This is a genomic window from Exiguobacterium acetylicum DSM 20416 (assembly GCF_000702605.1).
Taxonomy (GTDB): Bacteria; Bacillota; Bacilli; order Exiguobacteriales; family Exiguobacteriaceae; genus Exiguobacterium_A; species Exiguobacterium_A acetylicum.
The window spans coordinates 484,498-506,014 of the sequence record NZ_JNIR01000001.1 but is presented as its reverse complement, the minus strand read 5'-3'; the positions used below and the strand labels follow the sequence as shown (position 1 = coordinate 506,014).

General features: G+C 46.4%; 27 protein-coding genes. 2 read left to right on the top strand and 25 right to left on the bottom strand.

What is annotated here, in order from left to right:
* Positions 1-64 precede the first annotated feature (64 nt).
* The 13 genes from gcvPB to P401_RS0102500 all read right to left on the bottom strand — a co-directional run bounded on the left by gcvPB (position 65) and on the right by P401_RS0102500 (position 8,868).
* On the bottom strand, positions 65-1,534 hold the full coding sequence (gcvPB, locus tag P401_RS0102560) for an aminomethyl-transferring glycine dehydrogenase subunit GcvPB (protein WP_029341085.1): 1,470 nt from the start codon (positions 1,532-1,534) through the stop codon (positions 65-67).
* Positions 1,527-2,873, bottom strand: a complete 1,347-nt coding sequence (gene gcvPA, locus P401_RS0102555) for an aminomethyl-transferring glycine dehydrogenase subunit GcvPA (protein WP_029341084.1) — start codon at positions 2,871-2,873, stop codon at positions 1,527-1,529. Before gcvPA ends, gcvPB begins: the two co-directional genes overlap by 8 nt.
* Before the next feature lie 13 nt (positions 2,874-2,886).
* Positions 2,887-3,969, bottom strand: coding sequence for a glycine cleavage system aminomethyltransferase GcvT (gene gcvT / locus P401_RS0102550; RefSeq protein ID WP_029341083.1), 1,083 nt, complete (start codon positions 3,967-3,969; stop codon positions 2,887-2,889).
* 184 nt (positions 3,970-4,153) lie between these two features.
* Positions 4,154-4,468 (bottom strand): hypothetical protein, encoded by a 315-nt coding sequence (locus tag P401_RS0102545; protein WP_029341082.1) that lies wholly within the window; start codon positions 4,466-4,468, stop codon positions 4,154-4,156.
* Entirely contained in the window at positions 4,465-4,950 is a 486-nt protein-coding gene (locus P401_RS0102540) for a shikimate kinase (protein WP_029341081.1), read from the bottom strand. The genes P401_RS0102545 and P401_RS0102540 overlap by 4 nt, the downstream gene beginning before the upstream one ends.
* Positions 4,943-5,236, bottom strand: coding sequence for a hypothetical protein (locus P401_RS0102535; RefSeq protein ID WP_029341080.1), 294 nt, complete (start codon positions 5,234-5,236; stop codon positions 4,943-4,945). Before P401_RS0102535 ends, P401_RS0102540 begins: the two co-directional genes overlap by 8 nt.
* The gene (locus P401_RS0102530; RefSeq protein ID WP_029341079.1) at positions 5,212-5,505 is read right to left on the bottom strand and encodes a hypothetical protein; all 294 of its coding nucleotides are present in this window, start codon (positions 5,503-5,505) and stop codon (positions 5,212-5,214) included. Before P401_RS0102530 ends, P401_RS0102535 begins: the two co-directional genes overlap by 25 nt.
* Entirely contained in the window at positions 5,498-5,857 is a 360-nt protein-coding gene (locus P401_RS0102525; protein ID WP_051656225.1) for a type II secretion system protein, read from the bottom strand. The genes P401_RS0102530 and P401_RS0102525 overlap by 8 nt, the downstream gene beginning before the upstream one ends.
* A 5-nt stretch (positions 5,858-5,862) precedes the next feature.
* Positions 5,863-6,324: a prepilin-type N-terminal cleavage/methylation domain-containing protein gene (locus P401_RS0102520; RefSeq protein ID WP_029341077.1), complete on the bottom strand. Its 462-nt coding sequence runs from the start codon at positions 6,322-6,324 to the stop codon at positions 5,863-5,865.
* A complete protein-coding gene (locus P401_RS0102515; protein WP_023467559.1) occupies positions 6,293-6,604 on the bottom strand; it encodes a competence type IV pilus major pilin ComGC in 312 nt (103 codons plus the stop codon). The genes P401_RS0102520 and P401_RS0102515 overlap by 32 nt, the downstream gene beginning before the upstream one ends.
* Before the next feature lie 17 nt (positions 6,605-6,621).
* Positions 6,622-7,563, bottom strand: a complete 942-nt coding sequence (locus P401_RS0102510) for a type II secretion system F family protein (RefSeq protein ID WP_051656224.1) — start codon at positions 7,561-7,563, stop codon at positions 6,622-6,624.
* A gap of 14 nt (positions 7,564-7,577) precedes the next feature.
* Entirely contained in the window at positions 7,578-8,420 is an 843-nt protein-coding gene (locus tag P401_RS0102505; RefSeq protein ID WP_029341075.1) for an ATPase, T2SS/T4P/T4SS family, read from the bottom strand.
* 61 nt (positions 8,421-8,481) lie between these two features.
* The gene (locus P401_RS0102500) at positions 8,482-8,868 is read right to left on the bottom strand and encodes a Spx/MgsR family RNA polymerase-binding regulatory protein (RefSeq protein WP_023467556.1); all 387 of its coding nucleotides are present in this window, start codon (positions 8,866-8,868) and stop codon (positions 8,482-8,484) included.
* A 224-nt stretch (positions 8,869-9,092) separates the two neighbouring features.
* Between P401_RS0102500 and P401_RS0102495 the strand changes: the two genes are divergently transcribed.
* A complete protein-coding gene (locus P401_RS0102495; protein WP_023467555.1) occupies positions 9,093-9,356 on the top strand; it encodes a DUF2626 family protein in 264 nt (87 codons plus the stop codon).
* A gap of 41 nt (positions 9,357-9,397) precedes the next feature.
* Here the strand turns inward: P401_RS0102495 and P401_RS0102490 are convergent, their stop codons facing one another.
* The gene (locus P401_RS0102490; protein WP_029341074.1) at positions 9,398-10,015 is read right to left on the bottom strand and encodes an MBL fold metallo-hydrolase; all 618 of its coding nucleotides are present in this window, start codon (positions 10,013-10,015) and stop codon (positions 9,398-9,400) included.
* A 168-nt stretch (positions 10,016-10,183) separates the two neighbouring features.
* Between P401_RS0102490 and P401_RS0102485 the strand changes: the two genes are divergently transcribed.
* Positions 10,184-10,363: a DUF2759 domain-containing protein gene (locus tag P401_RS0102485; RefSeq protein WP_023467553.1), complete on the top strand. Its 180-nt coding sequence runs from the start codon at positions 10,184-10,186 to the stop codon at positions 10,361-10,363.
* A gap of 100 nt (positions 10,364-10,463) precedes the next feature.
* Here the strand turns inward: P401_RS0102485 and P401_RS0102480 are convergent, their stop codons facing one another.
* From P401_RS0102480 to P401_RS0102430, 11 genes are all read right to left on the bottom strand, one after another.
* Complete coding sequence (locus P401_RS0102480; RefSeq protein WP_034785924.1) at positions 10,464-12,389, bottom strand: LTA synthase family protein; 1,926 nt, start codon at positions 12,387-12,389, stop codon at positions 10,464-10,466.
* 216 nt (positions 12,390-12,605) lie between these two features.
* A complete protein-coding gene (locus P401_RS0102475; RefSeq protein ID WP_029341072.1) occupies positions 12,606-13,556 on the bottom strand; it encodes an ROK family glucokinase in 951 nt (316 codons plus the stop codon).
* An 83-nt stretch (positions 13,557-13,639) separates the two neighbouring features.
* On the bottom strand, positions 13,640-13,843 hold the full coding sequence (locus tag P401_RS0102470) for a YqgQ family protein (protein WP_029341071.1): 204 nt from the start codon (positions 13,841-13,843) through the stop codon (positions 13,640-13,642).
* The gene (locus tag P401_RS0102465) at positions 13,827-14,864 is read right to left on the bottom strand and encodes a M42 family metallopeptidase (RefSeq protein ID WP_029341070.1); all 1,038 of its coding nucleotides are present in this window, start codon (positions 14,862-14,864) and stop codon (positions 13,827-13,829) included. Before P401_RS0102465 ends, P401_RS0102470 begins: the two co-directional genes overlap by 17 nt.
* A 159-nt stretch (positions 14,865-15,023) precedes the next feature.
* Positions 15,024-15,533, bottom strand: coding sequence for a GNAT family N-acetyltransferase (locus P401_RS0102460; protein WP_023467548.1), 510 nt, complete (start codon positions 15,531-15,533; stop codon positions 15,024-15,026).
* Positions 15,534-15,788: 255 nt separating this feature from the next.
* Positions 15,789-16,745 carry an L-lactate dehydrogenase gene (locus P401_RS0102455; protein WP_029341069.1) on the bottom strand — a complete coding sequence of 319 codons (957 nt, stop codon included), beginning with the start codon at positions 16,743-16,745 and terminating at the stop codon, positions 15,789-15,791.
* Between the two features lie 165 nt (positions 16,746-16,910).
* The gene (locus tag P401_RS0102450; RefSeq protein ID WP_029341068.1) at positions 16,911-17,690 is read right to left on the bottom strand and encodes a DUF92 domain-containing protein; all 780 of its coding nucleotides are present in this window, start codon (positions 17,688-17,690) and stop codon (positions 16,911-16,913) included.
* Positions 17,684-18,229 (bottom strand): 5-formyltetrahydrofolate cyclo-ligase, encoded by a 546-nt coding sequence (locus P401_RS0102445; RefSeq protein WP_029341067.1) that lies wholly within the window; start codon positions 18,227-18,229, stop codon positions 17,684-17,686. Before P401_RS0102445 ends, P401_RS0102450 begins: the two co-directional genes overlap by 7 nt.
* A gap of 57 nt (positions 18,230-18,286) precedes the next feature.
* Positions 18,287-18,436 (bottom strand): 50S ribosomal protein L33, encoded by a 150-nt coding sequence (gene rpmG, locus P401_RS0102440; RefSeq protein ID WP_012369771.1) that lies wholly within the window; start codon positions 18,434-18,436, stop codon positions 18,287-18,289.
* 104 nt (positions 18,437-18,540) lie between these two features.
* A complete protein-coding gene (locus tag P401_RS0102435; RefSeq protein WP_029341066.1) occupies positions 18,541-20,724 on the bottom strand; it encodes a 1,4-alpha-glucan branching protein domain-containing protein in 2,184 nt (727 codons plus the stop codon).
* Between the two features lie 32 nt (positions 20,725-20,756).
* On the bottom strand, positions 20,757-21,482 hold the full coding sequence (locus tag P401_RS0102430; protein WP_029341065.1) for a DUF4912 domain-containing protein: 726 nt from the start codon (positions 21,480-21,482) through the stop codon (positions 20,757-20,759).
* Positions 21,483-21,517 lie beyond the last annotated feature (35 nt).

Below are 21,517 nucleotides of genomic sequence, written 5' to 3'. Positions count from 1 at the left end.
CTTCGTTCATCGCAAAAAGAGGACCTCTCCTTCGTCGGAGATGTCCTCTTTTTTATGAAGTAGCTTATGCGTGTACTTCTTGTTTTGGTTCGTAGCGTAAGACCGGTTTTCGAGCAGCAAGTGTCTCGTCCATCCGTTTGACGACCGTCGTGTGTGGTGCATTCAAGACGACATCTGGTGTCTCTTCGACCTCTTTTGCAATCTGGAGCATCGCATCACAAAAGGCATCGAGTGTTTCTTTCGACTCTGTTTCCGTCGGTTCGATCATGATACACTCCTCGACGTTCAACGGGAAGTAGATCGTTGGTGGATGGTATCCAAAGTCAAGCAGACGTTTAGCGATATCAAGCGTCCGGACACCTAGTGCTTTTTGACGTTTACCCGACAAGACGAATTCGTGCTTGCAATAGACGTCGTATGGCGCGTCATACGCACCTTTGAGACGAGCCAACATATAGTTCGCATTCAAGACCGCTTCTTTCGAGACGCGAGCGAGACCTGCCCCACCCATCGTCCGAATATAGCTATAGGCACGAACGTTGATGCCGAAGTTACCGTAGAATGGTTTGACGCGACCGATTGCTTCCGGACGATCATAGTCGAGGACATAACGCTCTTCTTCTTTGCGGACGATTGGTTTCGGTAAATACGGAATCAAATCTTGTTTGACACCAACCGGACCCGACCCTGGTCCGCCGCCACCGTGCGGACCTGTGAACGTCTTATGCAAGTTCAAGTGAACGACATCAAAGCCCATGTCCCCTGGACGAGCAATGCCCATGATCGCATTCGAGTTCGCACCATCGTAGTACAGTTTTCCGCCCGCCTCGTGAACCGCTTTGGCGATCTCAACGATATCCGACTCAAACAGACCAAGCGTGTTCGGATTTGTCAACATGAGTGCCGCTGTATCGTCACCGACCTTTTTCTTTAAATCCGCTAAATCAACAAGACCACGTTCATCCGATAAGACCGTCACGGTATCAAATCCAGCGACTGATGCCGATGCCGGATTCGTTCCGTGTGCCGAGTCCGGTACGAGGACTTTCGTCCGTTTAAAGTCACCGCGTGCATGATGGTAGGCCTTAATCAGCATCAAGCCTGTCCATTCACCGTGTGCTCCCGCCGCCGGCTGGAGCGTCACTTCATCCATTCCTGTGATGACCGCGAGTTTTTCTTGCAGATCATACATCAAACCGAGTGCCCCTTGAACACTTTCGACTGGTTGAAGCGGGTGAATGTGTGCAAACCCAGGGAGGCGTGCCATATCTTCATTGATTTTCGGATTGTATTTCATCGTACATGACCCGAGTGGATAGAATCCAGAATCCACACCATGGTTACGGTTCGAGAGTGCCGTGTAGTGACGGACGAGATCCAGTTCCGATACTTCCGGTAGCGCCACGTCTTCCTTCCGTAACATCGAGGTCGGTAACAATTCTTCTACTGCCACCTCATCGACAGTCGGTAACGGTAAGCTATAGGCGATACGACCCGGTTTGGAAATTTCAAAGATCAATGTTTGCTCATTCATGTGTGAGTCCCCCTAACGCTGTCACGAATTGATCCAACTCTTCATTCGTCCGTAATTCCGTTGCACAAACAAGCATTTCATTTTGACGTGCCGCGTCATAAGCGCCTAACGGCAAACCGCCGATGATTCCGTGATCGAGCAATTGTTGACTCGCACGTGTCGCGTCGATTGGTAGCGTAACGACGAATTCATTGAAGCTCGGTCCATCGTCAACGATCGTAAAGCCAGCCTGTTTCAGCTTTTGTTTTAATGCATGTGCCGTTTGTAAGTTGCGTGTCGCGAGTTCCCGGATCCCCCGTTTTCCGAGTGCACTCATCGCAATCGAAGCAGCGAGTGCATTCAACGCTTGGTTCGAACAGATATTAGATGTCGCCTTGTCACGGCGAATGTGTTGTTCACGTGCTTGTAACGTCAGAACGAAACCGCGTTTTCCATTCTCATCGACGGTCTGTCCAACGAGACGTCCCGGAATCTTACGCATCAACGCTTTTGTCGTCGTGAAATAACCACACGTCGGTCCACCAAAGCTTTGTGGAATCCCGAACGGTTGGCAATCTCCGATCGTTATGTCAGCGCCAAGTTTACCTGGCGCTTCTAAGATACCGAGTGCCAGTGGATTCGCAGAGACGATGAAGAGCGCACCACGTGCATGTGTCGCATCAGCCAATGCTTGTAGTTCTTCGACACGACCGTAGAAGTTCGGATACTGCACGATGACACAGGCGACGTCTTCGATGGCATCGAGTTGATCGATCCGTGTGACACCTTGCTCAAGCGACAATGTCTCGACGTTTAGTCCTGGACCGTTCGCATACGTCCGGACGACATCGTGTGCTTCCGGGTGAACGCCGTCCGAAAGAACGATCGTCTTTTTCTTCGTATGGGCACACGCAAGCATAGCCGCTTCCGCTAACGCCGTGATGCCGTCATACATCGACGAGTTCGCGACATCCATCCCTGTCAACTCGCAAATCATCGATTGAAATTCAAAGATCGCTTGTAGTTCGCCTTGCGAAATCTCTGGCTGATACGGTGTATAGGCAGTGTAAAACTCTGAGCGCAGTAACATATGATTGACGACAGCAGGTGCATAGTGATCATAGATGCCAGCGCCAAGGAACGACGGATATTGTTTCGTATTCATGTTTTGGTCGGCAAGCTTCGATAGCGTCCGAATCAAGTCCGTTTCCGGAAGTGGCACACCGACTTCTTCCAATGTACCGTTATCACGGACGGATGCCGGGATATCAGCGAGTAAATCTTCGATCGATGCTGCACCGATCGTCTGTAACATCGCCTGCTCATCTTCTACTGTCATTGGTAAATAACGAAAATCCATAGAAATATCCCCCTTATTTCGTGCGACGATAAAACGGTGTCGCTGTTCGTTTCGCTGCTAAACGTTTTCCGCGTACTTCCACTTCAAATTGATCTTGTTCCGCTACTTCTGCAGGAACGAGTGCCCAAGCAATCGCTTTTCCGACTGTCGGCGGCAATGTACCTGTCGTCACGACTCCAACGACTTCCCCGTCATGCCAAACCGGTGCATCTTGACGCGCAATCCCTTTATCGAGTAATTCAAGACCGATCAAGCGCCGCGGTGCTCCTTGTTCTTTCTGTTGCAACAAGACTTCCGAACCGACGAACGGTTTGACTTGTGGTTTGACCGCAAATCCCATTCCCGCTTCGATTGGTGAAATCGTTGCTGATAATTCATGTCCATAAAGCGGAAGACATGCCTCAAAACGTAATGTGTCGCGTGCTCCGAGCCCGCATGGTACGACACCTTGCTCAAGCAGTGCTTGCCAGACAGCAGGTGCGTCACCAGCTGCCATGTAGAGTTCGAACCCATCTTCCCCTGTGTACCCACTGCGTGAGACGATCATTTCCACTCCTGCAACCGTCCCCCGTTGGAACTTGAAAAATCCGATTTCTGATAAGACAAGTGATGTCATGCCAGAAAGAATGGCTTCCGCACGTGGTCCTTGGACAGCAATTTGGCCATATTGTTCCGACTGATTCTCAAGCGTGACGTCCCCTGTTAGATAGTGACGTAAATGTTGTTCGTCTTTTTCAATGTTCGAAGCATTGACGACGAGAAGATAGTCCGTTTCTGCCAAACGATAGACGAGTAAATCATCCACTGTCCCACCGTCTTCTTGGCATAAGACATTATATTGCGCTTGCCCCACCGCAATCTTCGAAATATCGTTCGATAATGTAGCTTGTAAAAACGTCAGAGCATCCGGTCCGCTGACGAACAGTTCTCCCATGTGCGAGACATCGAACATGCCGACATTTTCCCTTACTGCAACGTGTTCTTCTTTAATCGAGGAAAACAAAACTGGCATTTCAAATCCCGCAAAATCCACCATCTTACCGGTTTGCGAAACCGTTTCGAATAACGGTGTTCTTTTCAATGTCGTTTGACTCATACAAATCCCCCTATTTACGAACGTTTTCACTCTCTCTTCTCTTTAATGTTCCATTTTCAAATCCATCTTACCAATTAAAATCATAATTATCTAGTATTATTCGGAAAAAGGAACATACGAAAAAGAGAGAAAGGACCCTGTCCCTTCTCTCCTATTGTTTCATATTCTTCCCATGAAAGCCATTTCAAAATTGTTTGATTCCGGCAGTTCGTTTGATTTCCTCCTGGAGTCGACGACCTTCCGTCACCAATTGACTCGCTCCTTGCTTCACACGATTTCCTTCTTCAGTGATTCGATTGATATTCCCTTTGATTTGATCGATTCGCTGCGTCGTATGATCGATGTTCGTCTGCAAGGTTTGCTGACGAATCGTAAAGCGCTCCATCAGTTGTTTTAACTGCCGAATATCTTGAGACAGCTTTTTTTTGTAAAGACTGAATCCGAACAACACGAGTCCTACGATGGCCAATAAAATAATACCTAATGTAATCCAAATCATAACTTCTCCTCCAATACAGTTTCAATCGCACGCGTTAATTCTTCGATTGATGCCGTCCCTTCAAGTCGGACAGTAGCCACTACAGCATATAAGGAATAGCGACGTTCAAACAATCGTCTCACTTGTTCCCGTTCTGTCACGAGTGGACGATTTTGATCAGAGGCGATCCGTTCCCAAATCAAATCAAAGGGTGTATCGATCCAGACGACTATTCCGGATTCCTGCATGTACAGTCGGTTCTCTTCTCGTTCGACGATCCCGCCACCTGTAACAACCACTTCGGCTTTGCTACTCTTCAACAATTCGCTTTCATGTGTACGAAACCCTGCTTCGCCATGCTCAGCGAAAAAAGCGGTAATCGTTTGTCCATGTTCCTGTTCGAACCGTTCATCCAGTTCGTCGATCTCGTATTGTATACCCAATCGATGTCCGACGGCTGTTTTACCAGTTCCCATAAACCCAATCAAATAAACCTTACTCATGTGTGACGACCGCCTCGATTCTTTGACCATTCTCTAATCTCGCTTCCATTTTAAAGCCTTTATCGGTCGCTGTACAGCTGACTTGTCCGATTGGATAGCGAAGGGTCTCGTCCTTCGTACAATCTGCTTTTGCCGCTCGGATGAGAGATTCAAGTTGGAGCGCTTCTTGCTCTAACTGATGACGCCGCATCTCTTCGTCAATCTGCTGACAAGAGATCAAGAGCACGACTCCCATTCCTAGCAGTAACAGTAACGTTTGAATCAAGATGAATCCTTCCTGACGCATCGGAAGGAACGTCTGCTGTCGTTCAACTGAATCGAGAGAATCTCGGCATCCCCTGTCACGGTATATTGTTTGACATCGCGGGCGTATGTCAGTTCACCTCCCTGTTCTTTCTTGAGACGTAGTTGATCTTGCACACGGACGAGACGCCACTTTTCAGCTGTCTCTCCCGGATTGACGTCCATTCCACGAATCTCGTCTCCGAGGCGCTCACACATCGTACTGCGCCACATCAGTCGTTCCACGGTATGAAAGAACAATTCTTCATTCATTCGGTTGACTTCCGGCGGACGAACGAGTGGGGTCAGTGTCAAGATTGCCAGCAGAAGAAGTGGGCTCAGCCATAGGACGAATGACAGTTCGAGAAGGGTCATTCCGGATTCCGCTCGCAAGACACATCGTTTCATTGCACCACGCTCCTTGTTTCAGGACATAGGACGCTGTTCGGTTTTCAACTTGATCCGTAGCCATCTGCTCAAGCTGTTCCGTCTCTTGTTCCCATTTCATTTGTTTCGTCCGTAAATCGAGATAAGGATCAATCGCTAACATCATGAAGATACCGATTGCAACGATAGAGAGCATCACTTCAAGCAAAGAGAAGCCCGCTTGGCGTTCGTTCTGCATGCTTCTCACCTCACTTTACGGATTGCCATTTGATAGTTCCCAAGTAAAAATTTGATTTCATACTCGGCTGTTGCCGAACGGCAAGACCAGGTCGCTGCATAGATCGAGTGATAGCTTTTGAAGTAGATAATGCGATTCGAGGGCGGAACGGTACACGTATGACCATTTTGAAATGTCCGTTGCCATAACAACCTGTCATCCGCAAGGATAAGGTATCCTGTACCGTCTCCTCGAAATCGAAACTGCATCAATGCTTGATCTTGCTTTGAGTACTGCATGAGTCGAAGCGTCTGAATATCTTGTTCCATCAGACGAACCTCTTGTTCAAGCGGAATCCAGTCCGGTCGTTTTTCAAACAGTGCCGGCAACAAAAAAACAAGTAAACAAGCAATGATTGTCAGCACCGCCGTCATCTCAAATAAGGTAAATCCTTGTTCACTTCGTAAGTTCGCCAGTCTTCGGATCATACGTATATGTCTCCTGATCACAGACGAGAGCATTCGGTTTATCAGCTGTTCCGCGATTGATCGTCTGGAGCGATTCTGGGTACTTTTTCTCTTTCGCGTAATACAAATTAACCTCCGAGCGAATGACGCGAATGTTCGCCTCACAACTGACACCTTTCGCCTGGTCCTTTCCACTTGTCATCGTTGGAATCAAAACGAGTAGTAACAACGAAATGATCAATAAGACGGCTGCCATCTCAAGTAAGGTGAATCCGTCCTGTCGTTTTAAGAATTGTTTCATCGTATCGTCTCCTCTGTTTAGAATGGAAGCTGCTGTATCGCTAGCTGAATCGGATAATACAAGATGAGAAACAACGTTCCCGTCATGATCGTCATTCCACCGTACAAAATCGGCTCGATCCATAACAACTTTTTCTCTAGTTCCTCTTCCATCGACTCATGCAAGAGTGTCGCTTGTTCAAGCAACAACGGACCAAGATCGCCACTTTCCCGCGCCAAATGGACGATCCCAATCGTCTCGGCTTCGATGATTTCATCTTCGCCAAGCGCTTCTGCAAGTGGTTCCCCTGCCTGTTGTTTAGCATGTAGACGAGCGTACAAATGTCCTTTTTTATTCGCTTGTCCTTGCTCGAGGTGACGAAAGGTCTCTTCAAGCGAGAAGCCAGCATCGATGAACGATCCTACTTCGATCGTGAATAAATAGCTGTAGTAGAGACGAATCAAACGCTGTAACGGTTTCAGTCGTAAAATACGGTTTAACGGAAAGAAGCGAAAAAAGAGGTAACCGGAGGTTAACAAAATAACGGGAATACTTGCGAGCAGATATTTCGCAGAGGGGTGAAGAAGGAGATGCAGAAATGAGGGGAGAGTCTTCGGGTCCGACATCTCAAGGAGAGACGGAAATACATAGAGGGCGTAAAAGAAGAACAGAAGGAATAGACTGGTTGCTAGAACAAGCGGATACCGGATCATCTTCCAAAACTTCGAACGCATTTCTGTTTCGAGGTCGAGCAGTTTTACGATTTGGCGAAGAACGAGCAACGGTCGCTCTGTCCTTTCTCCAACAAATAGAAGTCGTTTTAAGGTATTCGTTAACGCAAGCGGTTCAAGGGATGCTGCAAAGGAGTCTCCTTGTTCAAGACATTGTTCCATTTCTCCGACTACTTCTGAGAACGGATGACGCTCGAATCGTTTTAAAATGAGTAACGTCTCTTTCGCGGAAATGCCTTTTGATAACAAGCGATGATATCGTTTTAAGAACCGACTTTGATCGCGGCTTGTAAGTTTCTGACGGTACAGCGGACATCCTCTCCTTTTCGCTCGAGATGAATGATGCGTTGACAGACAGCCAGCTCTGACTCTTCGATACCTAAACTGTGCAATCGCAATCGTGCCTCATCAATACTTCCAGCGTGTAACGTAAACAATACGACGTGACCACTAAGTGCGGCATTCATCGTCAGACGTGCCGCCTCCCTCGTCCGCACCTCACCAAAAGCAATCCAATCCGGATCCGCTCGCAATATTTCCTCGAAACATCGCGTAGCAGTGAATCCTGCTTTTTCATTTAGTTCCAGTTGTAAGACGTTTGGTACCGTACATTCCACCGGATCTTCAATCGAGATGATTCGCTTTTCTTCCATTGCACTCATCAAGGAATATAACATCGTCGTCTTTCCTGCACCTGTCGATCCAGAAATGACGATACACCCGTGTCGTTGTTCAGCTAACCAACCGAAGTCCAATTGATCATGTAACGTGCGTAAAGCCGTTTCTTGAGAGACCGTCGAACGATAGAAGCGCCATGACATCGCATCCCCTTGTCGACTCGGTAACAACGAGACGCGCATGCCCTTTTTCCCGTGCGGATACAAACCACTTTGCGGAATCCGCTCGTTCTGTTCCTTTAAGTTCGCCTCATAGCGGACATGACTGACAAGCGTTCGATAACGCGTCAATTCCACCTCTTCTTGTTCACACAAACCGTCACCTGTTCGACAAACGATTCGGACGCAAGCTTCATTCGGTACGAAATGAACATCTGTTGCACCAAGTGATTCGAATCGTTCCATGAGTTGTGTCGTCCATTCCTTCATTTCTCTTCACCTCCTTAAGCAGACAATACACAAAAAAAAGAAGCCGACCAAACCGGCTTCTTTACGATACGTGTGCAATTGTCCGATGTTTACGCTTCGCCAATGTCTCAAGACCTGGTTTATCGTATCCGATAACAAGTTGTTTTCCATCAGTGATGATTGGACGGCGTAATAATTTCGGATTGTCACTCATGAGGCGTAATAACTCACTGAGTTTCATGTCTTCAATATCAATGCCGAGATCTTTGAAGGCTTGACTGCGTGTTGCGAGCAAACTTTCAATCCCGTCCGTCGATAATTTCAACAGTTCCATGAGTTCATCAACTGTTGGAGCATTTCTGAACAGATGACGTTCCTCTACATCAACATGTTCCTCTTTTAACCATGATTTCGTTTTACGACATGATGTACAACTTGGATATGTGAAAAAGACTAGTTCATTCGTCATTTTTGCTCCTCCTCTCAAAGTGTGGGGTTTCATTACAGTTACTATAGCATGCCATTTTGACTTTGTACACCTTTTGTACAACTATTGTACAACTTTTTTTGAAACTTCATCTTTTGTTCACAGTTATTCCTTAACAATCACTAGAACAGGATAGACGAATGATTGTTTGCTTGGTAAAATAAGTACGTATATTGACTATCTGTCGGATTTAGGGGGTTATAGGAATGGGGAGAATGTACCGCGTACTCGGTTTCTGGACTGGTATTATCGCAGTCATGGCATTTATCGGCGCATTGGGTGGCGATGCAAGCTCAAGTGAGCATACGGATTCATTTTTAGTCATGGGCTTCGTCTTCTTAGCACAAACTGTCTTTTTTGCAGCGCTTGGTTACTTGCGCTTAACTGAAAAAACGTATGTCTATATCTTTGGAGCTTACTTAACTGTATTTTTCATCGTCTTTACGTACTGGTCAAACTTCCAGATGTAATGAAAAAAACTCGCCATCCTTTCGGATGGCGAGTTTTTTTGTCAGAGGAATGGATTCGATTTCATCTCTTGACGAATCGTTGTACTCGGACCGTGCCCCGGATAGACCGTCGTATCTGCTGGTAATTCCGCGATGATTCGATCGAGCGAACGCATCAGCACGTCTTGATCCCCACCATGAAGATCCGTTCGTCCGACGCCTTGCTGGAACAAAAGATCTCCACCGAACGCGATTCGCTCTCCTTTGAAGTAGAACGTCACACTTCCTGGTGAGTGCCCTGGCGTCTCAAGAACATGCATCGAAAAGCTACCGATCGTCAACCGTCCTGGTTGCAACAGATGATCTGCTGGTTTCATCCGCATCGGTGGCATTCCGAATTTTGCTGAACCATTCCATTCCGGATTACCGAGCCACCCTGCTTCTTCTGCATGGACATAGACCGGTGCCTCCGTGAAACGTCGTAACATATCGACACCTCCGATATGGTCAAAATGCGCATGCGTCAACAAAATCGCTTTTAAGGTTGCTCCTCGACTTTCAATTTCATCGAAAAACCGCATATCTTCTGTACCTGGATCGATGACGAGACATTCCTTGTCTTTAAATAACAAATAACCATTCTCAGATGCCATACCGGAAGTGATCATTACGATTTCCATTCTATAAAACCCCTTTACAATAGACTCTTCTCCTACTATACACGAAATTGTCGAAAGTTCCTGCAACGCCCTCTCGACTTTATCCCGCGAGTCGGATAAACTAAAAAGTGAGATTTAAGTGAAATCTTCGTGAAATTCATAACGTGATTGTTTAAGGGGGAGTACGTCATGCATTTGGATCAACCAATCGGTTGGCTTTTCTTCTTCGTCGCACTCGTCGGCGTTTGGGCCGTCGTTCGTTCACTTAAGAAACGCCAAATGTTTCCACTCGTATTCGCAGGTCTGACTGTCGTCTTATTCGGCTGGTTCGGGATTGCGACATTGATTTACGGCGGTATTCCATCGTAATCAAGATACGTTAAAAAGAGAGATGCCTCGTGCATCTCTCTTTTTATTTGTCTTTCTACAAAAAACGAATCCACTCGAAAGTAGATTCGTTTTCTTTATCTTATTTTGAAGTTTGAAGGAAACGGAGCAAGTCACCATAGATGACTTTATCCGAAAGTCCTAACTCCTTCTCGGATTGTTTCGTAGATTGTTTACACATCTCCGCTAACTCTCCATCTGTTACTTCTTCACCTGTCTGACGATCATAACATGTTTCCTGCGTATAGACCGTTTTGTCTGTTATGACGGAACCATCGCGGAACAGCGCATAATCCTTATGCTGTTTCGAGAAAAGATCGGTACCGAACAATACTTCGTTCTTGAAGTCTTGTCCTAACAGATGAAGCAATGTCGGTTTAATATCGATTTGGCTCGCGACGTCTTCATGTTTGACACCTTTCGTTTGACCCGGTAAATGGATCACGAATGGTACACGTTGCAATTGTGCAACATCATACGGCGTCAACTCATCTTTGTTCATGAGTTCTGCCATCGCAGCATTATGGTTCGTCGAGATACCATAGTGGTCACCATAGACCATGAAGATCGTATCATCCCACGTACCATCTTTTTTCAGACCCTCGATGAATTTACCGAGTGCCATATCTTGATACGCTAGTGCCTGAACGTAGTGGTTCAGCGTCGTAGAACTTGTCTCAAGCGGTGGTACAAGTTCATCTTCTGGTTTTGGCATCTCAAATGGATAGTGGTTCGTCAATGTGATGAACTTCGAATAGAACGGACGTGGTAAATCTTTCAACATCGGCAATGACTGTTCAAAGAATTTATCATCGAGCAAGCCCCACTCCGTCAAATCTGCTGGATCCCCTAAGTCATAATCCGTCTCTGAGAAGAAACGATCGACGCCAAAGCTATTGTAGACGATGTCTCGGTTCCAGAACGATTTGTTGTTTGCATGGAAAACAGCTGAATAATAGCCATCTTCTTTCAACATTTCAGGAGTTGCCCGGAATTCGTTTTCTCCGTTCGTAAAGAATGCTGCACCGCGTCCAAGTGGATAGATCGAGTTTTCGAGAATGAACTCAGCATCTGCCGTTTTCCCTTGTCCTGTGTTGTGATAGAAGTTATCCCATGAATGCGATTCCTTGATCAACTTATTCAGGTTCGGTGTAATCTCTTGTCCGTTTGGTGCCTTTAATCCAACTGCAAAGGATTGTGCCGACTCAAAGGAAACGACGATGACGTTCTTTCCTTTGTACTTTCCGAACATAGCTGGGTTCGGTTCAGCATGTTTTGAATCAATGAAGCTTTGAACTTCCGACAGTTCAGAACTGTCCGCGAGTGCTTTTTGCGCAGATGTCTTCGACTGAATGAGTGCGTCATACATATGGAAGTTAAATGTTCCGATGTTTTTAACGAGCAGTTCTCGGTCAAAGGCACGTGTGAGCAATTCTGGACGTTCTGTCTCAGCGAGCGTCAAGTTTCCAAGGAAAACGACAACTGCTGCAACGAATGCGAGAATCGCGCGTCCACGTGACGCAACGTTTTTTGACATGTCCATTTTCCGTAAGAAGAACGGTAAGATGATCAAGTCACCGACGATCAATAAATCGGACCAATTCAAGAGTGACCCGAGCGATGCAGAAACAGTCTCTGCATTCGATGTTTGGAACAATACCGGCAACGTCAGATAGTCATTAAAGAAGCGGAAGAAAATGATGTCCGCATATAAAATGAGTGTCGCGACGAACAATGTACCGTAGATGAACCATTTTTGAACATTTCCCCGGAAGAAGAAGCTGAACCCGAACATGAAGAGCGCTGAACTAATTGGGTTAATTAGTAGAATGAATGCTTGCGCAGAGTTTGTTACGGGAACGTTGAAGAAAAGTGTATACGCTAAATACGTTTTTAACCAAATCAATAAGGTCGCAATCCAAAAGAGCTTGTGCTCTTTATAGGTGCTACGAACGCCTTGACCCATCTTTAGGCGCATTCGCGACCAGATGTTTGCGTCTTGCTGCATAAAAACCTGCCTCCTAATTTACATGTGCTTTCTGCTTTCAGTTCACACAACTTACATCATAATTTACATATACCCATATCACGTGAAAATTTTACGCTTAGTTTTACAAAAATGCAACTGGAATCCGGAAGATACTTAACAATCACATAATTACTGTACGTTTGTAAACAAAAAAAAGATTCGCCGAAGCGAACCTTCTACTGAAATTGAATATTATCATTTTTTGAGAAACATCTGCTTCGCAAGCCATGCACAGCCGATGACTCCGGCATCGTTTCCAAGTTCGGCAATCTTGAACGTCGTCGATCCGAAAACCCGCGGTAAAGCGAAGCGTTCGAATTGTTGACGCAGTGGTGTAAGCAATGTCTCGCCTGCTTTTGACACACCACCACCGATGACGATGATTTCCGGGTTAATACTGTTCGCTAAGTTGGAGATGGCAAGACCGAGGTGGAACGTCACTTCTTCTACGACTTCCGTTGCGATCCGGTCTCCTTTCTCATACGCTTCGAATACGTCTTTCGCCGTTACTGCCTTGATGTCGTTGAGTAACGTTTCTTTCCCTTTACGCTTCTCAAGACCAAGACGGGCGATCCCTGTTGCTGACGCAATCGTCTCAAGACATCCTTTGCGACCACATCCACATAGAACGCCACCTTCAGGCAACATCGTGATATGACCGATTTCTCCAGCCATTCCGACTGTACCATGCACGATTTGTCCGTTCGTGATCAGACCACCACCGACGCCCGTACCGAGTGTGACGGCAAGCAATTCTGTTGCCCCACTACCGGCACCTTTCCACATCTCACCGATTGCCGCTGCATTCGCATCATTTTCAAGCACGGCCGGTAATCCTGTTAAACGTTCGAACTCACCGACGAGTTCAAAATTGTGCCAACCAATATTGACTGCTTTCTCAACGACACCTGTATTAAAATCAATGAATCCCGGCGCACCGATGCCCGCTCCGACGAAATCTTCTGGTCGTTTATTGCTCTCTTGACACTTCTCAAAGAAAGATTTTGCAATATCTCTAGGAATTTGTACGCCATCATTCAAAACGACCGTCTCGATTTCCCACTTTTCTACGATGATCCCTTGCAAATCCAAAATTGCCATCTTGACTGTCGTTCCGCCGATATCAATGCCGAGTAACCATTTCATTGCTTCGTCTCCCCTATACTCATATAATGTCTGCTTCATCATTTTACCGGACATAACCCATTTGCGCAAAGGGTTGCACAATCTTAAATGTTATCGGATTGTGAACGCTTTAATTCATGTCGTAAGATTAGTTTCGCTGAATCGTACTGACGTTGTTCCAAAACGCCCGCTTCTTTTAATTCATCGAGTTCAAGCATCATCATCGCGATATCGGACGCTCGATCCCCAAGATAGATGAAAGTCCCGTATGTCTTGAGTAACTGCTGTACGTCATACAGTGTCTTCATCGACCATCGGCTCCTTTACATAGGCATGTAGCAAATCATATGTCGCTTGTAACGACGTCTCATGCGTACGTTCGTACGAATGACTCGATTCGATTCCCGGACCGAACAATCCGTGCCGGACGTCGTGGCCCGCACTTACTGCTGCCGAGGCATCCGAGCTATAGAACGGATAGATATCAACTTTATATGGAATGCTATTACGTTGTGCTAAGCGTGTTAACTGGTGGCGTAAAGCTAAGTCATACGGACCAGAACCATCTTTGGCACAAATGGAGACTGTGAATTCATCGGAGTGTTGCCCCTCTCCTAGTGCTCCCATGTCGACCGCGATGTATTCTGCGACTTCTTCCGTGAATCCAGCATTTCCACCGAATCCGACTTCTTCGTAATTTGAAATCAGGATCTGGACCGTGTGTGGTAGTTCGATTGTTTTCCATTCCTTGATCAATTCAAGCAACAAAGCAACAGATGCTTTATCATCGAGATGGCGCGACTTCACGAATCCTGTTTCCGTATAGAGGAATCGCGGATCAAACGTTACGATGTCTCCTACTTCAATCCCCGCGACGCGCGTCTCTTCTGCTGTCGTCGAACGGATATCGAGCCGTACTTCGATATTATCAGCGGATCGTTCCGTTTTGTTCGTCTCGCGCGACGTATGAACACTCGAATGGTGGAACACGATCGTACCTGAAATCGTTTGACCGTCCATCTTGTGAATGAGACAGTTCTCACCTTCGATCGCTGTCCAAGCATATCCCCCCAGTTGTGATAAACGAAGTCGTCCTGTTGGTAAAATTTCTTTCACCATCGCTCCTAGTGTGTCGACGTGTGCCGTCAGTAACCGCGTGCGCGTTGAAGCACCAGGTAGTGTCGCTAAAATCGCTCCTTTTTCAAGCTTTCGATACGTGATCCCTTCTGCTACCAATCGCTTTTCTACATATGTAATAGCTTCTTTTGTCGAACCTGTTGGACTCGGAATCGAGACAAGCTCTTCAATCGTACGTATGACTTCTTTCATGTTCATTCGCTCCCTTTCAATCGGACTACGACGTGACATCCGCTTTGTTCTCATGATAACAAATATTCATTCTTTGCCGATACTGATATCCTACGGATACCATGCGAAAAAGCTGTAGCGCTTTTTTGCTACAGCTTCTTTCCACACCATCTCAAGAACTTAGACGTACTTCTTCATCCAAATATCATCACGATATGTGCCGTCTTCTAATTTTACGGAATCTGGATCTTCGGCATATACTTCAAAACCGAGCGACTCATAAAGATTTTGTGCGGCTTCGTTCCCTGATAAAACGGCAAGAATGACTTGCTCGACGTCCGGTAACTTCTTCGCTTCCTCGATTAAGGCTTCCATCAGAGCGCGACCAGTACCCCCACGATATTCAGGTGATACGTATACTCCGGAAATCATCGCTTTATGCGATTCACGTGACAATTCATATGGTTTGACCTGACCAAACCCAAACAATGTATCACCGTCGAACATACCAAGCCAAACCTCATCGGAGTCGGGTTCTCCCTCAAGTCCTTCTTGTACTTCGCGGAGCGGGGTTTGCTGTTCATCATCAAACGAATGACCGAATGCATCTGGATGATTTTTTAATCCCTCAAGGCGTAGATTCCAGTATTGTTCTGCATCCTCTTTAGTTAGTTTTCGAAAAGTATACATGACTGTCGGTTCTCTCCTTTTTGGGTATCATGACGTACAAAAAATGACGTAAAAACGCTTCTATCTCTTACTTAACCCTTTTCTAGTAAAATAAAACCTAGATTTTTCTCTTTTTACTACCGGACGAATAGATGTAATTATTAACGTGTTTGTTCTCCACATCAAAAAAACTCAAGTGTGGACAATATGAAGCAGGTCCGACACTTGAGTTTTTTGCTACTTTATTTCGTAACACCTTCATCATGATTCGTACGATTATCCTTGTAAGACGGGTTCAAGCGTCTGACGCAATACATCAGCAGAATGATGGAATTTCTTCAACTCTTCATCCGTCAATGAGACTTCAATGATTTCACGCACACCTTGACGATTGATGATGGCAGGAACTCCAATATGGATACCGGAAATTCCATACTGACCATCGACATGCGCACCGACCGTCAACAGACAGTTCTCATTTCCGAGGATGGCACGAACGATACGAACGAGCCCAAGCCCAATCGCATAATAGGTTGCCCCTTTGCGCTCGATAATATGATAAGCAGCATCTCGGACGTTGATGTAGATTTGATCAAGATCTGCTTGAGAATAACGATCGTCTTCAGCAAGTAGTTCATCAATCGTTTTTCCATAAATGCGGCTGTTACTCCAGGCAGCGAATTCCGTATCACCATGTTCGCCAAGAATATAGGCATGGGCATTTCGGGAATCAATGTGAAAGTATTCTCCGAGCATTTGACGCAGGCGCGCTGTATCAAGCACCGTTCCTGATCCAAATACGCGGGATTTCGGAAGACCAGAATATTTCCAGGCAAGATGCGCCATGATATCAACCGGATTAGAAGCCACGACGATGATACCATCAAAACCGGAATCCATGATTTGACGAATCATTTCTTTCATGATCAACGCATTCTTTGCAACGAGATCGAGTCTTGTCTCACCTGGTTTTTGTGGAGCGCCTGCCGTGATGACGACGACTTCCGCTTCGCGGCAGTCCGCGTAGTCTCCAGCCCATATTCGCATCGGTGAAGAGCTAAATGGTGTTCCGTGGTTTAAGTCCATTGCCTCGCCCTCTGCTTTGGCTTTGTTGACATCAATGATGACAAGTTCTTCACAAAGTCCAGCTGTTGACATCTGATAGGCAAAGCTTGAACCGACTGCACCAGCTCCAATGAGGGCTACTCGTGTCACTTTCGCATGTAATTCCATATCGTTATGTCCACCCTTCCATTCGTCCTAAGAGTTTGTTAACTATCTCACAAGTAAATTGTAACATCTTTCACATTATTTGTATCATGTGAAATTAATCACATTTGTCCATTTTGTGTCATTGATATCCTAACATAAGGAATTACATGCTCACATACTTTCCAGTTACCAAAATCGAACGATGATAAACCCGATTCCGCTTGCCAAACCACTCGTTAAGACATTGACAGCATCATTCCCTAAAAATCGAATGCCTGAAACGTAAGCTGTCGGTTGACCATGGTGCTCTCGCTTTTCCGTGTATTCCCCACAAACCGTACATCGGTAAACGCGTTGCCCTACCGCTCCAAATAGTGTATCCAGTAGGCTCCCGAGTACACCGATGCTTGTTACGAGTAAGACGTGTCTTAAAGAAAGAGAAAATATCCAATGCGCTGCTACAGCGATGAACGCAGCTCCTGCGATCGTACCGATCGTTCCAATCAGCGACATCGCTCCACTCGTTCCTGCTGGTACCCGTCGTAACGTTTTGAGAGACCACGGATCACGTCTTGAGAGCGGTCCGATTTCAGATGCCCACGTATCAGCATTCGATGCTGCGATGACGAATAGAAATAACAAGAGATACGCAAAATCCATCGTCATGGCATACGCTAAGGCAGCAACGAACGCTACCCCTCCATTCGCAAGGACTTGCCATCCGTCACGCGCGCCGTCTTTCTCAACGATGGAGTCGACCGATTGTTTTCTAGATCGTCCGACCTTCGATAACAGACTCGAGCTACCAAAGAAGAGTAAAAGTACTACTAATCCTTGCCAACCGAATCCGAATGAGACACCACTACCGACGAGCAGGGTCATGATAGCACCACTTGTCGTCAATAAACGAAAAGATCGTCCGGTCCAAGCAAGCAATAGACAAAACAAAATGGTCGCGCTCAACATCGGATGACCTCTAATTCAGTGACGATCAAGTCAACGGGGATATCAAAGGCTTCCACTTCGAAATCTGGAAGAAGTTGTTCAGAAAAGGCAATCGATACTTTACATCCTGTATATGGCACGAGTGCACGATCGTAATAGCCTCCTCCCCATCCTAAACGATAGCCGTCCCGACGATAGGCGCGACCCGGAACGAGGCAAAGCTCTGCTTGATCAAGTGAGGCGCGACGTGCTGAAGCGATCGGTTCAGCAATCCCCATCTGATTTGCTTGCAGTTGATCTTCTGGTCCATGTTCATAAAAGACCATCTCGTCTCCGACTACTTTTGGTATCAAGACCGTCTTGCCCTCTTGCCACGCTTGTTCAATCAGCATTCTTGTATCACATTCATTTCGAAAAGCTAACGTGATCGCGACACAGGTCGCTTGTTGCCATTCAGGTAGTAACAAGACATGTTCGTGAATCAATCGTTCCTTTTCCGCACGGTTCTCCATCACATCTAGTCGTTCTTTGATCAGACGGCGTACTTCTTGTTTGTTCATAGTTGTCTTCCTTTCCACAAAAAAAGCCATCACACGAAGTGACGGCTTCCATCTCAATTATTTCACTTCACGGTGAAGTGTGTGCTTACGGAGACGTGGGTTGTATTTCTTCAACTCAAGACGCTCTGGGTTGTTACGCTTGTTCTTTTTAGTGATATAAGTACGGTCACCAGTTTCAGTGCAAGCTAATGTGATTTTAACGCGCATGGGATTCCCTCCTATCTAGCTCTCGATGTATCAAGTGATTTTGCTTTACATAAGGTTAAGCATACTCAAGTATCGTACCAAGAAAGGAAAGGAATTGCAACTGTTCATCCGTTCTTTTTCGGATTCGTCACGTGTTGATATGGTTTTTCAAGGTTCTCTTCAAAACGCAACGGCTTCTTTTCGACGTGATACTCTTGTTCCACCCCGTGACGTGACTCTTCTCGTTCTAGATAAACGATCGCTGATTGGCGCAACGCGTCTCCTTCAAGTCGTTTTAAAGCAACGACTAGACCGCCTGAACGATCAGGCGAACGCTCACTTTCGATATCGTAGACGTTACTGACGAGTGGTAACTCTTTGATCTTAGCGATGGCTTGGGCAGCTGATGCGGTCTCCATGTTGAAATTGTGGATGACTGCGAAATCAACGATCTTACTCAAGGCTTGCGCTTGACGTAAGAAGGCTAAGTTTAGAGCCGCCAATTGGTTATAAGTTTGAACGAGCGGTAGACCCGTCACTTGCACTCCGTAAACATGAACGCCTTCTTCAAATCGATACGCCTCCTGATGTTCCGTGACGACATAGACATTCTCACCAGCAGCAGCGAGCCGTCGAGCGAGCTCCGAAGCTGGCCGATCTGACGCATCATATTGTCGGATGAACAATAAGATGGCGTCTGTATTCCAAGATTTCTCACGCTTCACTGCCACGTAGTAATCATGTGCCGTCAAGAAGACATCTGGTTCAATATCTGAATCTTGAAGGAAAGGATATTCGCGATATCGATCATCCAACCATTCCACCGTCAGCTCCTCAGCATCCAGTCGACGCTCGGTTTCTTCAAAACGTAAGATGTGCTCACGGAAACGGTTCGCAGCGTATTGCGCTGTCGTCTGTCCATCGAGGATGAACGGCCAGTCGCTCGAGACAGCGAGGAGGTATTCTCGAATGAGTTGACGCTTCGCTTTGACAGTCAACGCATCTTGATGACGATTTCGGGCTACGACACCTGCTAGTCTCTTTTCAAGCTGATGGAGATGACGAATCATCCAGTCATTCCGTTCATTGATCCAGACTTCCGCGTAGCCTTTTCGTCCCCACGTTCCCATCGCGACATGTGCCGTGTCGATGTCTTGGAAGTGACGTTCGAGGAAGATCGCTGGTGAAATCGACTCAATTCCTTGGTCTTCTAAACGTTCCATCGCTTTACCGAGGAAGTCGGGACCTTCAAACCACCAGTGACCGAACAATTCGGCATCAAATGGTGCTGTGACAAGGAACGGTGGGAAGTCTTGTCCTTGATGCGCATCTAAATGTTCACCGAGTGCTTGTGCGAAGTCTGCTGCGTGCTCACTTGTCCGTTGCCATGCCCAATCACGGACGTAATAGTCTTTTTGATCCGTTTCTCCTGTTACACGATGCAATTTCAACCCTGTATCATAACGTAAGCCTTCCGGGTGCATGAACTCAGCGATTTGATCCCACTCTCGATCGTACGCAAGGTCACGATAAAACTCGCGGTAATCCGGATGACCCGGGTATCCGATGACAGAGCTCCAAATCTTCCCGGAAATGATTTGATCACGCGGGAAGAGTGCCACACCGTGTGGCGAATAAACAGGTGCTCCGATTCCGTGTTGCGGTGACGGATCCGCGTTTAAAATTGAATGTTCGTCGACAAATGTATAACGAATGCCCTCTTCGTACAAAATACGGTCAAGTCCTGGCGTATACGCACATTCTGGCATCCAAAGACCTGACGGACGGAATCCGTAATGACGTTCGAAACAGTTCAATCCCGTTTGAATTTCAGAACGTGCCGCTTGTTCAGACAACATGTGCGGACTGAAACCGTGTGTCGCCGTACACGTAATCAAATCGAGATACCCTTGCTCCTTGTAATGACGGAATGCCCGGTTCAAATCCTTTTCCCAGTGAAGGAACGTATTTAATAAATCTTGATAGCGGTCTTGATAGAATAGAAGCGCATCTCGTTCCTTTTGATCGAGCTCTCGCTCTAGTTCTTGATTGATCAATCGTAACGTATCCTCGATATGCTCAATATAACGCTCTTGAATCAATGGGTCGGCAAGCATCTCGATGACGGGTGGTGAAATGCTGACCGTCCATCCGAGCGGACGTGACAAACGATCGACTTCCCAAAGCAACGGGATGTAAGTTTCTGAAATCGCTTCATACATCCACCGTTCTTCTAAGCGATGTGCCTCTTCATGACGGATATATGGTAAATGTGCATGTAAGACGAGTGAAAAATATCCTTTTCGCATAGCTTCTCTTCCTTTCCCTCTCTCTAATTCCATTATCGGACGCGATCGAAATAGGAATACGGACGTAATACTTCGACCCATTCCGGTTGTTCGACCTCTCCGTATTGCCAATGTTGCACGACTTCCGCGAACCGTCCGTCCGTGACTGGTTCATCACGTGGCGTTTCGACTGGTTTTGAACGCAGTACTGGAACAAAGTCCCCGTCGATTGTTTGAATGCCCCATTCAATGATGTATGTAGTATTCGGGGTTACCGGTCGTACGAACCAAGCGTTCGTCATTTCCGGTAGTTCAAACTGATACGTTCGGTTCGCTTGTCCTTGTTCGTATTCAACAAGCGTGACATCAATGATGCGTAATTCTTTACGGAACGAATCAAACGTCGTGTGATAGTGCGTCTCAAGCAACTGTTTCGACAGTTCAGATAATTCCCAGTAGACGTATAACGCTGTCGGTGACTGAACGATGGCGTGGAGGATGTCATCCTCGTAATGCGTCGCCATTCCAAACGCGTCGCGTTCTAGCGAAGGTACCAAGTGCACAGACGGTACGACGTCTAAAACCGGTGCAGTCGACTTTTTCGTCTGCTTGACCGTTTTTGATTTTACTTTCGGCGCTGCTGCAGAAGGTTGTTCTGTTAACGATTTACGATATTTAGTCCAAGCATATTTGATTTTACCTTCAGTCGTATCCAATTGAGCTGCGATTTGTTTTGTTGTCAGCCCTTGTTCTTTCATTTTAATGATTTGCTCAAGCATTCCCAATCACCTCTCTGTCATTATTCACTTCTTTC

What these genes read in the sequence shown, in the direction of transcription:
- P401_RS0102530 (WP_029341079.1), bottom strand. Translation starts at nt 5,505, where the DNA reads ATGAATGAAGAATTGTTCTTTCATACCGTGGAACGACTGATGTGGCGC.
- P401_RS0102475 (WP_029341072.1), bottom strand. Translation starts at nt 13,556, where the DNA reads ATGAAATGGTTACTCGGCATTGATATCGGCGGAACGACAGTCAAGATG.
- P401_RS0102535 (WP_029341080.1), bottom strand. Translation starts at nt 5,236, where the DNA reads ATGCGTCAGGAAGGATTCATCTTGATTCAAACGTTACTGTTACTGCTA.
- P401_RS0102485 (WP_023467553.1), top strand. Translation starts at nt 10,184, where the DNA reads ATGCATTTGGATCAACCAATCGGTTGGCTTTTCTTCTTCGTCGCACTC.
- P401_RS0102480 (WP_034785924.1), bottom strand. Translation starts at nt 12,389, where the DNA reads ATGCAGCAAGACGCAAACATCTGGTCGCGAATGCGCCTAAAGATGGGT.
- P401_RS0102500 (WP_023467556.1), bottom strand. Translation starts at nt 8,868, where the DNA reads ATGACGAATGAACTAGTCTTTTTCACATATCCAAGTTGTACATCATGT.
- P401_RS0102465 (WP_029341070.1), bottom strand. Translation starts at nt 14,864, where the DNA reads ATGAAAGAAGTCATACGTACGATTGAAGAGCTTGTCTCGATTCCGAGT.
- P401_RS0102450 (WP_029341068.1), bottom strand. Translation starts at nt 17,690, where the DNA reads ATGTTGAGCGCGACCATTTTGTTTTGTCTATTGCTTGCTTGGACCGGA.
- P401_RS0102435 (WP_029341066.1), bottom strand. Translation starts at nt 20,724, where the DNA reads ATGCGAAAAGGATATTTTTCACTCGTCTTACATGCACATTTACCATAT.
- P401_RS0102520 (WP_029341077.1), bottom strand. Translation starts at nt 6,324, where the DNA reads ATGATCCGAAGACTGGCGAACTTACGAAGTGAACAAGGATTTACCTTA.
- P401_RS0102525 (WP_051656225.1), bottom strand. Translation starts at nt 5,857, where the DNA reads ATGCAGAACGAACGCCAAGCGGGCTTCTCTTTGCTTGAAGTGATGCTC.
- P401_RS0102505 (WP_029341075.1), bottom strand. Translation starts at nt 8,420, where the DNA reads ATGAAGGAATGGACGACACAACTCATGGAACGATTCGAATCACTTGGT.
- P401_RS0102545 (WP_029341082.1), bottom strand. Translation starts at nt 4,468, where the DNA reads ATGATTTGGATTACATTAGGTATTATTTTATTGGCCATCGTAGGACTC.
- P401_RS0102490 (WP_029341074.1), bottom strand. Translation starts at nt 10,015, where the DNA reads ATGGAAATCGTAATGATCACTTCCGGTATGGCATCTGAGAATGGTTAT.
- P401_RS0102455 (WP_029341069.1), bottom strand. Translation starts at nt 16,745, where the DNA reads ATGGAATTACATGCGAAAGTGACACGAGTAGCCCTCATTGGAGCTGGT.
- P401_RS0102430 (WP_029341065.1), bottom strand. Translation starts at nt 21,482, where the DNA reads ATGCTTGAGCAAATCATTAAAATGAAAGAACAAGGGCTGACAACAAAA.
- P401_RS0102470 (WP_029341071.1), bottom strand. Translation starts at nt 13,843, where the DNA reads ATGAAGACACTGTATGACGTACAGCAGTTACTCAAGACATACGGGACT.
- gcvPB (WP_029341085.1), bottom strand. Translation starts at nt 1,534, where the DNA reads ATGAATGAGCAAACATTGATCTTTGAAATTTCCAAACCGGGTCGTATC.
- P401_RS0102445 (WP_029341067.1), bottom strand. Translation starts at nt 18,229, where the DNA reads ATGAACAAACAAGAAGTACGCCGTCTGATCAAAGAACGACTAGATGTG.
- P401_RS0102495 (WP_023467555.1), top strand. Translation starts at nt 9,093, where the DNA reads ATGGGGAGAATGTACCGCGTACTCGGTTTCTGGACTGGTATTATCGCA.
- P401_RS0102515 (WP_023467559.1), bottom strand. Translation starts at nt 6,604, where the DNA reads ATGAAACAATTCTTAAAACGACAGGACGGATTCACCTTACTTGAGATG.
- P401_RS0102540 (WP_029341081.1), bottom strand. Translation starts at nt 4,950, where the DNA reads ATGAGTAAGGTTTATTTGATTGGGTTTATGGGAACTGGTAAAACAGCC.
- P401_RS0102460 (WP_023467548.1), bottom strand. Translation starts at nt 15,533, where the DNA reads ATGTATACTTTTCGAAAACTAACTAAAGAGGATGCAGAACAATACTGG.
- gcvPA (WP_029341084.1), bottom strand. Translation starts at nt 2,873, where the DNA reads ATGGATTTTCGTTATTTACCAATGACAGTAGAAGATGAGCAGGCGATG.
- gcvT (WP_029341083.1), bottom strand. Translation starts at nt 3,969, where the DNA reads ATGAGTCAAACGACATTGAAAAGAACACCGTTATTCGAAACGGTTTCG.
- rpmG (WP_012369771.1), bottom strand. Translation starts at nt 18,436, where the DNA reads ATGCGCGTTAAAATCACATTAGCTTGCACTGAAACTGGTGACCGTACT.